This is a genomic window from Brevibacillus gelatini (assembly GCF_003710935.1).
Classification (GTDB): Bacteria; Bacillota; Bacilli; order Brevibacillales; family Brevibacillaceae; genus Brevibacillus; species Brevibacillus gelatini.
On sequence record NZ_RHHS01000049.1, the window covers coordinates 1 to 14477 of the forward strand.

The following is a 14477-nucleotide window of genomic DNA, read 5'->3' on the forward strand; positions in this document are numbered from 1 at the left end:
GCGATCATACCTTTTTATCCACAGTCTGGAAACTGGTGATTGCAGGCTCTATTCCCGCCACAGCCCTTACAGAAATATTTGTATCTCCTTCAATCTTCCGACAAGAGCTTTAAGATGTCAAAGTTAAAAAACAGAGAATGAGCGAGAAAACAGGAGAAAACATTACTTTATAGTGGGAGAGATTTGTTTGAAAGATCAACCAAAAGCGATACTGGCAGCTCTGCTGAATGCCCTCATTATCGGCCTGTCTTTTCTTTTTGTCAAAATGGCGCTCACGGCAGCAAGTCCGTTTGATACGGTGGCGCATCGTTTTACCGTGGCGTTTGTCACAGCTTCGATTCCGCTTGTGTTCGGCTGGATTCGCTTGTCGATCAAGCCGCGGGAAATGTTGGCCATTCTGCCGCTTGCCTTGCTCTACCCGGTGCTCTTTTTCGGACTGCAAACGTTCGGGCTGGTCTACACGACATCGTCGGAGGCGGGCATTATTACGGCAACAGTGCCGATCTTTACCATGATAATGGCCGCTTTCTTCCTGAAAGAGACGTCGACCTGGCTGCAAAAGCTGTCCACACTCCTGTCTGTCGCGGGTGTCGTGTTCATTTTCGCGATGAAAGGAGCGGGGGCCTGGACGGGCGACAGCGTCGGGTCGGTTTTGATCCTGCTGTCGGCGCTTTCGATGGCCGGATACGGCGTGCTCGCCAAGAAGATGACAAAAGCCTTCCATTATATAGACGTAACATATATGGTTTCGGTTATCGGTTTTGTATCATTTAATGTGCTGGCTTTGATCCAGCACGGCTCGGAGGGGACGCTGTCCGCCTTTTTCGAGCCATTCACCCAGCCAACGTTCGTCATCGCCATTTTGTACCTGGGAATCCTGTCCTCGCTGGTGACGTCATTCATGACCAATTTTGCCCTCTCGAAAATGGAAGCGTCAAAATTAAGTGTATTCAGCAACCTGTCTACAATCGTGACGATTGCGGCTGGCGCGTTTTTCCTGCAGGAACAGATCGCCTACTACCATTTGCTCGGTGCCCTCATGATTATTCTGGGAGTCATCGGGACCAACTTTTTAGGGAAAAAACAGCGTGCAGCACAGGTTGGGCAACCGCCAAAATCGCTTTCGCGGTAGTAGGCTGCCTGACAGATAACGGAGCAGAGAAGAGTGGTTCTGCTCCGTTTTGTTATTGTCCGGTTTTTTCTGTTGAAACTGTTTACAAAAACCAGCTAACACGATATAGTTACCTAGATTGCTATGAGTTTAATGACATATGGTGAGATGACGGAATGAAAACGATTATTCATCTGGACTCAATTGAAAAAAGCTTTCACGGTTCCATTGTTGTCCCCTCCTTTTCTCTCTCCATTGAAGAAGGGGAGTTTTTGACGTTGCTCGGCCCGAGCGGCTGTGGCAAGACGACGCTTTTGCGAATGATTGCCGGATTTGAGGAGCCGACCTCCGGGGAGATTTTTCTCGACGGAAAGCCACTCACCCATGTGCCGCCTTACCAACGGGACATGAACATGGTGTTCCAGCAGTACGCCTTGTTTCCGCACATGACGGTCGAGCAAAACATTTTATTTGGATTGAAAATGAAAAAGGTCAGTGCAGCCGAGCAGAAGAAGCGGCTGGAGGAAGTGCTGCAGTACGTGCAGTTGACCGAGCTGCGGAAGCGGACGCCAAAGCAGCTTTCTGGCGGACAGCAGCAGCGGGTAGCGATTGCCCGGGCAATTATCAACAATCCGCGCGTCCTGTTGTTGGACGAGCCGCTTGGCGCCTTGGACTACCAGCTGCGCAAAAGCTTGCAGCTTGAACTGAAAAACCTGCAAAAAAATCTCGGGATTACGTTCATCTACGTCACCCATGACCAGGAAGAAGCGATGGCGATGTCCGACCGGATCGCGGTCATGAACAAGGGACTGATCGAGCAGATTGCTTCCCCGGCAGAGATTTACAACCACCCGCAAACGCTGTTTGTCGCAACGTTTATCGGAGAAAACAACATTTTCCGCGAAAACGGCACGAATACGGCGGTCCGTCCGGAAAAGATCAAGCTGTATCAGCCGCAGACGGAGCCTGAGAAGCACAGGAAGCAGGGAACGATTACCGATGCGGTATTCCTTGGCAACCTGCGCAAAGTGTATATTCGCCTGGATGGCCAGGACATGACAGTGATGGCGCATCAGTATGCGGGCGACGGTCTGGACTGGAAGGTGGGAGATCGGGTCGCTCTTGGTTGGGCGCAGACGGACGAGGTGATCCTGACTTGTTGAACAAAAAGCCGGTAAAACTGCTCGCCGTCCCCGCCCTTCTGTGGTTGGGCTTGCTTTTCGTCCTGCCGATGTTGCTGATTGCGCTCTTGTCCTTTTTTAAAAGAGGCACATACGGGCAAGTTGTCTACGAGTTTACGCTGAACAACTACATTCGCATCTGGGACCCGCTGTACGGGCAAATTTTCGGAGACACGCTGGTGGTGGCCATCCTGACGACGCTTTTGTCCATCGTCTGCGGCTATCCGCTCGCGTACTACATCTCCCGCCTGGAAAAGTCTTCGCAGCAAATCTGGCTGCTTCTGGTGATGATTCCGTTCTGGATCAACTTCCTCGTTCGGTCCTACGCCTGGGTTATCATCCTGCGCTCGCAAGGGGTCGTCAATACGATCTTGCAGTCGCTCGGGCTGATTACAGAGCCGTTGCCGCTGCTTTACAATTCCGGCTCGGTGCTGCTCGGCATGGTGTACACGCTGTTGCCGTTCATGGTGCTGCCGATTTACGTGTCGCTGGAGCAGATGGACCGCCGCAAGCTGGAGGCTGCGTACGACCTTGGGGCGACTCCGTGGAAAGCGTTCTGGCACGTGACCTTGCCGATGACCAAAACAGGTGTCGTCACCGGATCGATTCTCGTGTTTGTTTCCTCCATCGGGATGTTCGTCGTCCCGGATGTGATGGGCGGGGCAAAGTCCGCCCTGATCGGAAACGTCATCCAGAACCAGTTCCTTTCGGCGCGTGACTGGCCGTTTGGTTCGGCGCTGTCCATTGTGCTGATGCTTCTGTCGATGCTTCTTATCCTTCTCTACTTCCGCGCGGTCAAAGCGGGCGAAGCGAAGGAGGGAGCAGCATGAAAACATGGCGCAGACATACGCTGACCGGCTACTCCTGGCTGATGCTCGTCTTTTTGTACTTGCCGATCTCGATTCTCATGCTCTACTCGTTCAATGATTCGCGGATCAATGCGACGTGGAGCGGCTTCACCTGGAAGTGGTACGTGTCGCTGTTTGACAACCGACAGGTGATGCAGGCCTTGATGAACAGCCTGTCGATCGGCGTTATCAGCAGCGTGCTGGCGACCGTTCTCGGCACGGCTGCATCGCTTGCCATCAAGCATTATTCCTTGCGCTGGCGCACGATTGTCAACGGGCTGATCTACTTGCCGATCGTCATTCCCGAGATCATGATGGGACTGGCCCTGTTGGTCTTGTTCAGCCAGGCGCACATCGAGCTTGGGAAATGGACCCTGATTATGGCACACGTCACATTTTCCATGCCGTACGTGATGGTCATTATCTCCGGCCGCCTCGCCGATATGGGCAAGGAACTGGAGGAGGCCGCACAGGATTTGGGCGCGACCCCGTGGGGGACGCTGCGCCATGTGACGCTGCCCTTGATTATGCCGGGAATCATCGCCGGATTTTTGATGTCGTTTACGCTATCGCTGGATGATTTCATTATTTCGTTCTTCGTGGCGGGTCCCAATTCGACCACTTTGCCGCTGTACATTTACGGTTTGGTGAAGCGAGGCGTGTCGCCGGAAGTCAATGCGCTTTCGACGCTGTTGATCGTAAGCACAGTGCTTTTGGTCATCATCGCCGAACTGTTCCGCCGCAAGGATTCCAAAAACGGTCAGATTCACTTTTAATCGACCAAAAAACATCAATTACTGATTTGGAGGTTGAGAAGAAAAAATGAAACGTTTCAAGTCCATGATGATCGGCGCCCTGACCGCCGTTCTCGCATTGACAGCAGTCGGCTGTTCATCGTCCGAGCAAGAACAGCAAGTATTGAACATCTACTCCTGGGCCGACAACTTCGACCCCGAGGTCATTAAAGATTTTGAGCAGAAGTACAACGTCAAGGTCAACTACGACATCTACGGCAGCAACGAGGAAATGCTGGCGAAAATCCAGGCGGGCGCATCGGGCTACGACCTGATCCAGCCGTCCGATTACATGGTCGCTACGATGATTCAGCTCGGCCTGTTGGAAGAGCTGAACAAAGAGAACATCCCGAACATGAAAAACATCGTGTCCACGTTCAAGACGCCGCCTTTTGACAAGGAAAACAAATACTCGCTCGTCTACACGTGGGGCATTACCGGGATTGCCTACAACAAGAAATATGTCAAGGAAGCCCCGACAAGCTGGAGCGATCTGTGGAACGAAGAGTACAAAGGCCGCGTCATCCTGCTGAACGACCCGCGTGAAGTCATGGGGATGGCCCTGATTAAAAACGGCTATTCCAACAGCACAACCAACAAGGAAGAGCTGGAAAAATCGTTTGCGGACCTGAAAAAAATGCTGCCGGGCGTCATGGCTTTTGATACGGACAACATCAAGCAAAAAATGATCGCGGAGGAAGCGTGGATCGGTACGGTCTGGTCCGGTGACGCGGCGATCATCAACGGTCAAAACCCGGATGTGGAGTACGTCATTCCAAAAGAGGGCGCGACGATCTGGGCAGACACACTGGCGATTCCAAAAGGAGCCAAGCACAAAGATTTGGCTGAGAAGTTCATCAACTACCTCATGGATCCCGAGGTCAGCGTGAAAAACTACGAATCGATCGGCTACAGCAACCCGAACGAGCAGGCATACTCCCTGCACAGCGAAGAATACCGCTCCAACAAGATGATCTTCCTGGACAAAGCAGACATTGATCGCGCCGAGTGGCTCGTCGATGTCGGCGATACGCTGCAAGAATACGACCGCTACTGGACAGAGATGAAGAGCGGCAGGTAACAAAGAAGACCGAGGCTGGGAGAATCCCGTCTCGGTTTTTTGTTACGAGCGTATGGCTAGCGAATGTTGTGCCTGTGTAAACATTAGCTTTACTAGCAAAATATGGAATAAGATAATGAAGGAAAGGGGGAGTAAAAAATGGGAATTGGACAAGCGGTCGACTCAGGCTTTATCGAAGCGAATGGAACACGGTTTTACTATGAAATGGCAGGCGAAGGTGAGCCGCTTCTGCTGATTCACGGGTTCAATCTGGACTGCAGGATGTGGGACGAGCAAGCAGCGGCTCTCGCGGAATCGTACAAGGTGATTCGTTTTGACCTTCGCGGCTTTGGCAAAACCCCGGCAACAACAGTGCCTTTTACGCTATACGATGATGTCCGTGCCGTATTGGATGGATTGGGCATCGAAAAAGCACATGTGGCAGGTCTTTCCTTTGGGGGAATGGCAGCCCAGGAGTTTGTCCTAGTTTACCCGAAAATGGTGAAGAGTCTGGTTTTGATCTCGTCGGGTTTGGTGGGACATCCAAAGAGTGAGCAGAGGGTGCGGGATGTAGAACAGTTTTCTCAACTACTGGAAGCGAAAAAGATAGAGGAAGCAGTGGAGCAATATACGCGGATGTGGTTTGACGGACCTGGCTGTGCGGCGGATCGCAAGCGGGCAAAAGCGCGTGAGCTGTATAAGACCATGAGTCGCAATGCCTTTTCCTTGCCTGAATACGGAGAAGGACTCGTTGTCCTTACCCCCTCACCACAAGAGCGTCTGGAGGAAATCAAGGCTCCTGCCTTAGTCATTGCAGGAGCGCGAGATTACGTCGACTTTTTGCAAATCGCTGACGAGCTGGCCGAGCGGATCGAGCGTGCGGAGAAGGTCATTTTGCCAGATTCCGCCCATATCCCGCCGATGGACGAGCCAGAGGCGGTAAACGAGCTCATTCTGCGTTTCCTCAAGCAGCATAGCGGCGAGTAACGTAATGAATATCTGTGCCGCAAAAGAAGCGTATCCAAGACACCGCGCGGGAAAAACGACCCGTCGGTGTCTTTTTTGTTCGGATTTTCGGCTGCTTCAAAAATTCGTCACAGCAGATAGCCCGATGTAGCCATACAGATTGACAGACGCATTTGATAGGATTAGTAGCGAAAAGGCGAAGGAAGTAGGTGATTGGCTGATGCACAGCATGAAGCGACTATGGACCGTGCTTTCGCTGGCCTTTTTTCTCGTGCTTGCGATTGGAAATCATTCGGCCTATGCCCATGCAGGCATGATGGGCAGCACTCCGAAAGACGGCGAGGTGCTGCAGGCGAATCCGGGACAAATTTCTGTGCGCTTTACCGAGACGTTGGAGCCGGATCTCGTCATGGTTCGCCTGTTTGACTGGAACGGCAAGGAAATACCGCTGCAGCGTCCGACCTTGCAGCCGGGAGATGCTTCGCAGGTGAATGCGCAGTTGCCGCCAGATTTGGCGGAGGGGACGTATTCCGTGATCGTATCGGTCGTATCGGAGGACGGCCATCCGGTGGAGGAGCGCCTGACTTTTTCCATCGGGCAAAAAAGTGCGTTCGTGGTGCCGCCCGGTGAACAGCAGACGGATACGAAGTATATGATCGTCTATCGTTATCTTGCGCAAGGGATTATTCTTCTCGGCGGCGGGCTGTATCTGATTGCCGCTCGGGGACAGCGCTACGGCTTGCCGACGCTGGAGTCGCTGATCGGGATCGGCAGGCAGATCGGCTGGGCGCTCGCGCTCGTGGGACTTGTTTTTCTCTGGTTTTTGTACGACGAATCGTTGCCGGCTGTATCCTTGACGCAAGCTCTGTGGCAGTTTGACAGCGACTTGCTCTTGCAGTCTCCATTTGCGGTCATGCTGATCGTCTCCTTTTTGCTCCTGCTGTTATTGGCGATTCCGAACATGGTATCGGGCTGGTACGCGGGAGTTTGGGTGCTGCTGATTGGTGCGCAAGCTTTTGGCGGGCATGCCTGGGGGATTGCACCTGTCTGGCTGTCGATCGTGCTGCGGCTGCTGCACGTTCTGACCGTGGCGTTATGGCTCGGTGCGCTCGTCTACCTGCTTTTGGTGGCAAAAGAAACAGAGCGGGGCAATGAGTCGTTCAAAGCGTTCTTTTTGCGTCTGGTTGCTGCGGCGGCCGCGCTTGCCGTCGTGACGGGAGCGCTTATGCTGATCGTGCAGACCGATCTGACGCTTATCTGGCAAAGCTCCTTTGCCTGGAGTTATCTGCTCTACGTCAAAATCGTCAGCGTCTGCATCATGCTCGCGCTCGCCTATCGGCAAACGAAGCGCTGGCGGGCGAACAACAGCCTGCGCATGAACCTGTTGCGCTGGGAAATCATGTTCGGGATCGTCGCTGTGCTGGCAGGGCTATGGATGAGCCAGACCAACTATCCGACTGAGATGAATGACACGACAAACACGCAAGCCGCAACCCAAACGGCGGCTGACTAGGAGGTTTTTTGCATGAAGATGAAAAAATGGCTGAGCAGTGTACTGGTGGCAGGAGCAGTCTTGACGCTCGCAACAGCAGCGCAAGCGCACGTCAATGTCTATCCGAAAGAAACCACTACCGGCTCTTATGAAAAATATACCGTTCGCGTCCCTGTAGAAAAGGACGTCAATACGGTAAAAGTGAAGCTGGAATTTCCGGCGGGCGTGAAAGTGAACACCGTGCAGCCAGTTCCAGGCTGGAGCTACGAGTTTGAAAAAGACAAGGACGGTGTAAACACAGCACTCGTCTGGACCGCGACAGACGGCGGCATCAAGGCGCATGAGTTCATGGAGTTCGCTTTCGTGGGCGCGAACCCGAAAGAGGAAGGCACACTGGCGTGGAAAGCGTACCAGACATACGCGGACGGCGAAGTAGTGGAGTGGACAGGAGACAAGGATTCCAAGACGCCGGCGTCTGTCACCACGGTGAAAGCAGGTGCTGGTGAAGCAGGTCACGATCACGGCCACGATGCTGCTGCGCCAGCGGCAGCACAAGCTCAAGCCCAGGAGCAGGCGGCGGCAAGTGCAGGTGGCAGCAACACGTTGCCACTGGTGCTCTCCGGACTGGCGCTTCTGCTCTCGATTGTAAGCCTGTTCAGAAAAAAAGCGTAAGCACAGCAGAAAAACCGTGCAGCGAATCAGCAAGCTGCACGGTTCTTTATTTTTTCGTCGCAGTCTCTTTATTCAGCCTGTCCCAAAAGGGGAGCCGGATCATGGTATAATGTGAGTGAACACTGTATGGTCTCATACGGACAGAGAGGACGTGGACGCTCATGGATTTTGCTTTTATCTTCATCATTTTACTCGTGATTGCCGTATTTTTCTTTTCGAGCAAGGTCGCAAAAGGCAGAAAATACAGAAAAGTAAGAAAAGACAGACGTTCTCGTTCTCGCTATGCCGCTTCCTCGAATAGCAACTGGTTTTACATGGACAGCAGCGATTATCACGACGACCATCATCACCACCACGACTCGGATGGACATGATTGCAGCCACGACAGTGACAGCGGAGATTGCGGAGGTGATGACTGAAGCTTTTTTCCACGCCCCCTGATATGTTACAATGATGGGGTAAAAAGTTGATTCCCAACCAGGAATGGTGCGGGCTTGAAAAAGGAGAGATGTATTATGGCAAACATCAAATTTGCAGAGATTGTAGGAACGTCCGTCGCAGGAATCCTCCTTTCAAGCGAACAGTAGCACCGTTCAAAAAAATGAGGATTCGACTGCGACTGGTTTTGGCGTAGGGCCAATCAAACAACCATTTGCAGGAGGAATCCGTTTTGAATCACACAACCAATCAAGCAGTTTTGCAATCATTGGGCTGGAATGAGCATTTTGCCAATCTTTTTGTTCCTTATGCCGAGCAAGGCTACAGCGTGGGCAGAATCACGCTGGAACATAAACGCATCTATCGTCTGTTGAGCGAGCACGGCGAGCTTCTGGGCGAAGTCACGGGCAAGCTGCGCTATGAGGCGACAGGCCGCGAGGATTATCCGGCGGTAGGAGACTGGGTCGTCATCACGGCGCGTCCCGAAGAAAGGAAAGCTTCGATCCATGCGGTGTTGCCGCGCAAAAGCAAGTTTTCCCGCAAGGTTGCGGGAGACAGCATCGAAGAGCAGATTGTGGCTGCCAACGTCGATACCGTATTTTTGGTGAATGCTTTAAACAACGATTTTAATATACGCAGGATGGAGCGCTACCTCATCCTCGCCTGGGAAAGCGGAGCCAATCCGGTGATCGTGCTCTCCAAAGCGGACTTGTGCGACAATCTGGAGCAGCGCATCGCGGAGGTGGAAAGCGTCGCGATTGGCGTGCCTGTGCACGTAGTCAGCGCTGAGCGGGGAGAAGGGCTGGAGCAGCTTGCTCCGTACCTGGGGCGCGGCCAGACAGTGGCGCTCATGGGCTCCTCTGGTGTCGGCAAGTCTACCTTAATCAACAAGCTGAGCAAAGAAGAGCGGCAGCGTGTAAGCGGAGTGCGCGAGGGAGACGATCGCGGCCGCCATACGACTACCCACCGCGAGCTGTTTCAGCTTCCGGACGGCGCTCTCATGATTGACACGCCGGGCATGCGCGAACTGCAGCTGTGGGAAGCGGATGAGGGATTCCGCGGAGCTTTTGACGACATCGAGCAGCTGGCAGCAGCATGCCGTTTCAACGATTGCCAGCATGGACGGGAGCCAGGGTGCGCCGTTTTGGCGGCGATTGAAGACGGTTCGCTGGAAAAGGCTCGCTTCGACAGCTATTTGAAGCTTCAGCGCGAACTGGCTCACCTGGCCCGCAAGGAAAATGCGCGGCTGGCAGCAGCAGAGAAGGACAAGTGGAAAAAAATCAACATGCAAATGCGAAGCAAAAAACCGAAGCGATAAAACGCAAGAGCCCTTGGACAACCAAGGGCTCTTTTCATTTGGAGGCAGGCAAGCGTGCACCGCGACTTTCATAAAATTACGCTTGATTCCAGCAAGCCAGTTGTGATAGATTGGGTCAAGACCCGGCAATCGTGCCGGATAAAGTGCATACGGAGTGCTCGTATAATTTTGGGAATAAGGCCCAACAGTTTCTACCAGGTGACCGTAAATCACCTGACTACGAGTGAAATTGCGTTCGATTGACTGCGCTGTCCGCTGTTCCCTGTTTTTCGTGGCAGGAAGCGGATGGTCTGCTCACAAGAACACTGACACGCTTTTTTGGCGTGTGATTCCCAAGGGAGAAAAGCCCCAAGGGACAGTTTCACTTGGCGTTGGTTTTATGACATGAGCCTGCCTGTGATCTGTCCGTTCGGGGCTTTATTTTTTTTCGTCGATGCCATTCATCCCCATGGCTGTCGACAAAAAGAACAACGCAGGCTCGCCAAGCAAATAGACGATGCGAAGTGTTCTCATACGGTTGGACTAGCGTCGTCTTTTGGCAGCGCTAGAGTTGATGGAGGAGGAAGAAACGATGAAAGAATTGCAGGAGCGCATCGTACAGGACGGGAAGGTGCTGTCGGAATCCGTGTTGAAGGTGGATGCGTTTTTGAACCATCAGGTAGACCCGCAATTGACGATGAAGATCGGCGAGCGTTTTGCCCAGCTTTTTGCCGACGAGAAAATTACGAAAGTCTTGACGATCGAGGCGAGCGGCATTCATTTTGCACTGGCGACAGCGGTTGCATTGGGAGTGCCTTTTGTCTACGCGAAAAAGAAAAAGGCAGTGACGCTGTCGGAAGAGGTGTACTCGGCTCCTGTCCACTCTTTTACCCGTCAGGAAACGTATCAGATCAGCGTGTCCAAGCAGTATTTGTCGCCGGATGACCGCGTGCTGATCGTGGACGATTTTCTCGCGACCGGAGCGGCGCTGATCGGATTGACCCAGATTATCAAAGACGCGAATGCGCACCTGGTCGGCATTGGAGCCGTTATTGAGAAAAGCTTCCAGGAAGGCCGTGGACTGCTGGAACAGGCGGGAGTCCGCATTGAGTCGCTGGCCCGCATCGCGTCCATGTCTCCGGAAGGCATTCAGTTTATTCAAGCGGAATCGGTCCGTGTCTAAATACTATGACTAGAGGAGAGTAGAATACTTCATGCTATCCAAACAGAAAATCGTTACGTTAGGTTTGCAGCACGTTCTTGCGATGTATGCGGGTGCTGTCGTCGTGCCGCTTATCATTGGCGGGGCCCTGAACCTGACTCCGGCGCAGATTGCCTACCTGATCGCGGCCGATTTGTTTACGTGCGGGATCGCTACCTTGCTGCAAGTCATCGGGACGCGCTACACAGGGATTCGGCTCCCGGTGGTGCTGGGCTGTACGTTTACGGCTGTAGGTCCGATTATCGCGATTGCTTCTACCAGCAATCTGGCGACGGCCTACGGTGCGATTATCGTCTCCGGTGTGTTTGTCGTATTGGCAGCGCCGTTGTTTGGCAAGCTGCTGCGCTTTTTCCCGACCGTGGTGCAAGGCTCTGTCGTGACCATCATCGGTCTGTCACTCATTCCGGTGGCGATGAACAATGCCGCTGGCGGCCAGGGAATGCCGGACTTCGGTTCGCCGCGCAACCTGCTGCTCGCTCTCGGAACATTGGCGATCATTTTGTTTATCAATCGCTTCTTTAGCGGATTTATTCGCGCGATCTCCGTCTTGCTCGGCCTTGTCGCGGGAACAGTGATCGCCTACATGATGGGGATGGTCAGCTTCGCCAACGTGGCGGAAGCTTCCTGGTTCAGCGTAGTCGAGCCGTTTTACTTCGGCACGCCGCAATTTTCCATCGTGGCCATCGTGACCATGATTTTGGTCAACATCATTAGTATGGCGGAGTCGACTGGCGTTTATTTTGCCCTCGGCAAAGTAACCGAGACAAAAGTAACGGACAAAGATGTGGTCAAAGGCTTGCGCGGCGAAGGCGTTGCGATTGTCCTGGGAGGCATTTTCAATGCGTTCCCGTATACGGCCTTTTCGCAAAACGTAGGGCTGGTTTCCCTGACAGGCATCAAAACCCGCGACGTCATGATCGGCGCTGGCGGTCTGCTGGTTGTCCTTGGCCTTTTGCCCAAGCTGGCGGCGCTGACGACAGTGATTCCCAACGCCGTATTGGGTGGCGCGATGATCGCCATGTTCGGGATGGTTGTCGCATCCGGGATCAACATTTTGTCGCAGGTCGACCTTCGCCAAAATGAAAATCTGTTGATCGCCGCTTGCAGTATCGCCGTTGGCCTTGGCTCTGCGGCTGTGCCCAGCATGTTTGACCAGTTGCCGACCATGGTGAAAATGCTGCTGCAAAACGGCATCGTGACAGGCTCGCTGACAGCGGTCGTTCTGAACATTTTGCTGGTGCATACGAATAAAAAAGTTAACCAGGCTGCCGTTCCAAGCCCGATTTCGGAAGCATCCTGATTGACCTGAAAACCGCCATTCTCTCGCGAAATGCAGAGGGTGGCGGTTTTTTCCTTGCTGATAAAAAAGGCTCGCCCAAGGTTGGCAAGCGTCCAGTGGTCTTGGCCAAGTCGGACATAGGATGCTATGTACGAAATCACTTGGGGAGGACAGATGAGTGTATGGCTACCTTTCAAGAAGCGTTGCGAGCCAAGAATCACCTGGTGAAGCGCTGGAAGCGCATGCCCGGCGTCATGGGAATCGGGGTTGGATATGTAAACGGCAAGAACAACAAAAAAGGGGCCTGTGTCGTATTGTACACGCTGGATGCCAGTGCGGCCGCGAAAAAAGGCTGTCCGAGCTGCGTTGCGTTAAAACGCAAAAAAGGCGGGAAAAATCCCAAAATCACCTCGCGCGTCGCCGTTCCCGTGAGGACGATCACCTCCGGCAGATGCAGCAGCCATCAAAAGCTGCAGTCAGCTGCCAACTATCGCCGGAGAATCCGTCCGGTCGTAGCGGGCGTAAGTGTCGGATACCCCGGGGCTTCGGGGACGGCGGGCCTGATCGTTACAGGAGCGATCCGCCGCGCCCAGCGCTTTTTGTTGAGCAACAACCACGTCCTGAACCGGAACAACTCTGCTGGCTACTCCGAAACGATCCAGCCGGGAGGGGCGGACGGCGGGCGTTCCGGGCGCGATCGGATTGGACAACTATACCGATTCGTCCGGCTGCGAAAAAATGCACTGAATGAGATGGATGCCGCGCTCAGCATTCCTACTTCGAATGATTTGCTCGCTCCGCGCTATGCGAAAATCGGTACCATTCCGGGTTACGTCCGTTCCTACGCGATCGGGAGCAGGATGAAGAAGGTCGGTCGCACGACAGGCTTTGTCACGGGGGTCGTGGAATCGACACACACGGACATCAAGGTAGATTACGGCGACTACGGCGGTCTGGGAACGATCCGCTTCCGCAACCAGACGGTCATCCGCAGCGACACCCCGATTTCGTTGCCGGGCGACTCCGGCTCTGTCTGGCTGACTGCAAACAATTACGCTGCCGCCGTCAATTTTGCAGGCTCCGCCGACGGCAAGCTGTCGATTGCGTTTCCGATCCACCGGGCGATGCGCGCCTTTGGGGTGCGTGTAGCACAGCCGACCGCGTCCCTGTCCAAAAAACGGGGCAAGCGCCGTAGACGGCGAAACGCCAGGAAGTGATCGGCAGCTCGGAAGCGAGGGCGTCCAGACAGGCGAGCACTACCTCCGCTGCGTTCTCAATCGAAAAACGTCATATGTGTTTTCTCTTCCCGGTAGTAAGCCAGGCGATCCTCCAGTGTTCCCGTGTGCAGCTCGAACTTGTGCCCGTCAGGGTCTGTAAAATAGATTGAGCGTTTGTCCCGCTCGTCGCGCTCGCGGCCGGGGAGGATGTGAACGCCGTGCTGCTCCAGATGGCGCTTCCAGTCGTCAAAGTCCTCTTCGGCAACGGAGAAGGCGAGGTGCGTGTAGGACAAGGCGATTTCGTTGCGGGGGATGTCGCGCTCTTCGTTCAAGGCCAGCCAATAGCCGTTCCAGTCGAAGTAGGCCAGCTTTCTGCCGCGAACCAGCGGCTTTGCGCCGAGTACATCCCGGTAAAAACAAAAAGAACGCTCCAGATCGGAAACAGAAAACAGCATGTGATTCAGCCCTTTCAGCGGCTGCATGGCCATTGCCCCTTTCGCTTTTTTCTGGCGTGACGAGATTATTGTACGTCATCGATGCGACCGGTTGCCATGGCAAAACAGACGCAAAAAAAACAGGCATCCCGCAGGAAACGGTTTGCCTGTTTTTTTATGTTCGCCGATCCGTTTCGTATCGTTACGACTGGCCTTGCTGCTGCGATTGCGCCTGTGTTTGCAGTGTGGACTGAACCTGCGACACCATCGTTTGCGCTTGGGCAATTTCCTGCGAAGCCTGCTTCAGCGCTTCTTCGGCGAGCTGCGGGTTGGCAGCCGACTGCTCGATGGCTTGCGTAATCATATTTTTCGCGAGTGTGGTTGCCACTTCGGCTTTTTTCAGCGTATCGGTGTTGATCTGAGTTGGCATATCGTTTTCCTCCTTGCGAAAAAAATTGGTTTGACA

The 14477-nt window shown here is 53.7% G+C and carries 15 protein-coding genes and 1 riboswitch; of the genes, 13 read left to right on the forward strand and 2 right to left on the reverse strand.

Translation table 11 applies throughout. The features are described from left to right. The first annotated feature begins 187 nt into the window (after window positions 1–187). From EDM57_RS19725 to EDM57_RS19785, 13 genes are all read left to right on the forward strand, one after another. Window positions 188–1132 (forward strand): DMT family transporter, encoded by a 945-nt coding sequence (locus tag EDM57_RS19725; RefSeq protein WP_122906409.1) that lies wholly within the window; start codon window positions 188–190, stop codon window positions 1130–1132. A gap of 155 nt (window positions 1133–1287) precedes the next feature. Then, complete coding sequence (locus tag EDM57_RS19730) at window positions 1288–2274, forward strand: ABC transporter ATP-binding protein (RefSeq protein ID WP_122906410.1); 987 nt, start codon at window positions 1288–1290, stop codon at window positions 2272–2274. Then, on the forward strand, window positions 2268–3122 hold the full coding sequence (locus EDM57_RS19735; RefSeq protein WP_122906411.1) for an ABC transporter permease: 855 nt from the start codon (window positions 2268–2270) through the stop codon (window positions 3120–3122). The genes EDM57_RS19730 and EDM57_RS19735 overlap by 7 nt, the downstream gene beginning before the upstream one ends. Next, window positions 3119–3916, forward strand: coding sequence for an ABC transporter permease (locus tag EDM57_RS19740; protein WP_122906412.1), 798 nt, complete (start codon window positions 3119–3121; stop codon window positions 3914–3916). The genes EDM57_RS19735 and EDM57_RS19740 overlap by 4 nt, the downstream gene beginning before the upstream one ends. 46 nt (window positions 3917–3962) lie before the next feature. After that, window positions 3963–5015 (forward strand): ABC transporter substrate-binding protein, encoded by a 1053-nt coding sequence (locus EDM57_RS19745; RefSeq protein WP_122906413.1) that lies wholly within the window; start codon window positions 3963–3965, stop codon window positions 5013–5015. A gap of 138 nt (window positions 5016–5153) precedes the next feature. Then, complete coding sequence (locus EDM57_RS19750; RefSeq protein WP_122906414.1) at window positions 5154–5981, forward strand: alpha/beta fold hydrolase; 828 nt, start codon at window positions 5154–5156, stop codon at window positions 5979–5981. Between the two features lie 208 nt (window positions 5982–6189). Continuing rightward, window positions 6190–7473, forward strand: coding sequence for a copper resistance protein CopC (locus EDM57_RS19755; RefSeq protein WP_246005858.1), 1284 nt, complete (start codon window positions 6190–6192; stop codon window positions 7471–7473). 12 nt (window positions 7474–7485) lie between these two features. Beyond that, window positions 7486–8124, forward strand: coding sequence for a YcnI family copper-binding membrane protein (locus EDM57_RS19760; protein ID WP_122906416.1), 639 nt, complete (start codon window positions 7486–7488; stop codon window positions 8122–8124). A 161-nt stretch (window positions 8125–8285) separates the two neighbouring features. After that, window positions 8286–8543 carry a hypothetical protein gene (locus tag EDM57_RS19765; protein ID WP_122906417.1) on the forward strand — a complete coding sequence of 86 codons (258 nt, stop codon included), beginning with the start codon at window positions 8286–8288 and terminating at the stop codon, window positions 8541–8543. Window positions 8544–8794: 251 nt separating this feature from the next. Then, window positions 8795–9880: a ribosome small subunit-dependent GTPase A gene (gene rsgA / locus EDM57_RS19770; RefSeq protein ID WP_122906418.1), complete on the forward strand. Its 1086-nt coding sequence runs from the start codon at window positions 8795–8797 to the stop codon at window positions 9878–9880. Between the two features lie 138 nt (window positions 9881–10018). Further along, window positions 10019–10120: riboswitch (purine riboswitch) on the forward strand. Between the two features lie 331 nt (window positions 10121–10451). After that, on the forward strand, window positions 10452–11042 hold the full coding sequence (locus tag EDM57_RS19775; RefSeq protein ID WP_122906419.1) for a xanthine phosphoribosyltransferase: 591 nt from the start codon (window positions 10452–10454) through the stop codon (window positions 11040–11042). 31 nt (window positions 11043–11073) lie between these two features. Continuing rightward, window positions 11074–12381 (forward strand): nucleobase:cation symporter-2 family protein, encoded by a 1308-nt coding sequence (locus tag EDM57_RS19780; protein WP_122906420.1) that lies wholly within the window; start codon window positions 11074–11076, stop codon window positions 12379–12381. Between the two features lie 161 nt (window positions 12382–12542). Beyond that, window positions 12543–13577 (forward strand): chymotrypsin family serine protease, encoded by a 1035-nt coding sequence (locus tag EDM57_RS19785; protein ID WP_211338279.1) that lies wholly within the window; start codon window positions 12543–12545, stop codon window positions 13575–13577. 56 nt (window positions 13578–13633) lie between these two features. Here the strand turns inward: EDM57_RS19785 and fosB are convergent, their stop codons facing one another. Both fosB and EDM57_RS19795 read right to left on the reverse strand, forming a co-directional pair. After that, window positions 13634–14059: a metallothiol transferase FosB gene (gene fosB, locus EDM57_RS19790; protein ID WP_122906421.1), complete on the reverse strand. Its 426-nt coding sequence runs from the start codon at window positions 14057–14059 to the stop codon at window positions 13634–13636. Window positions 14060–14213: 154 nt separating this feature from the next. Further along, entirely contained in the window at window positions 14214–14441 is a 228-nt protein-coding gene (locus EDM57_RS19795; protein ID WP_122906422.1) for a hypothetical protein, read from the reverse strand. Window positions 14442–14477: the final 36 nt, after the last annotated feature.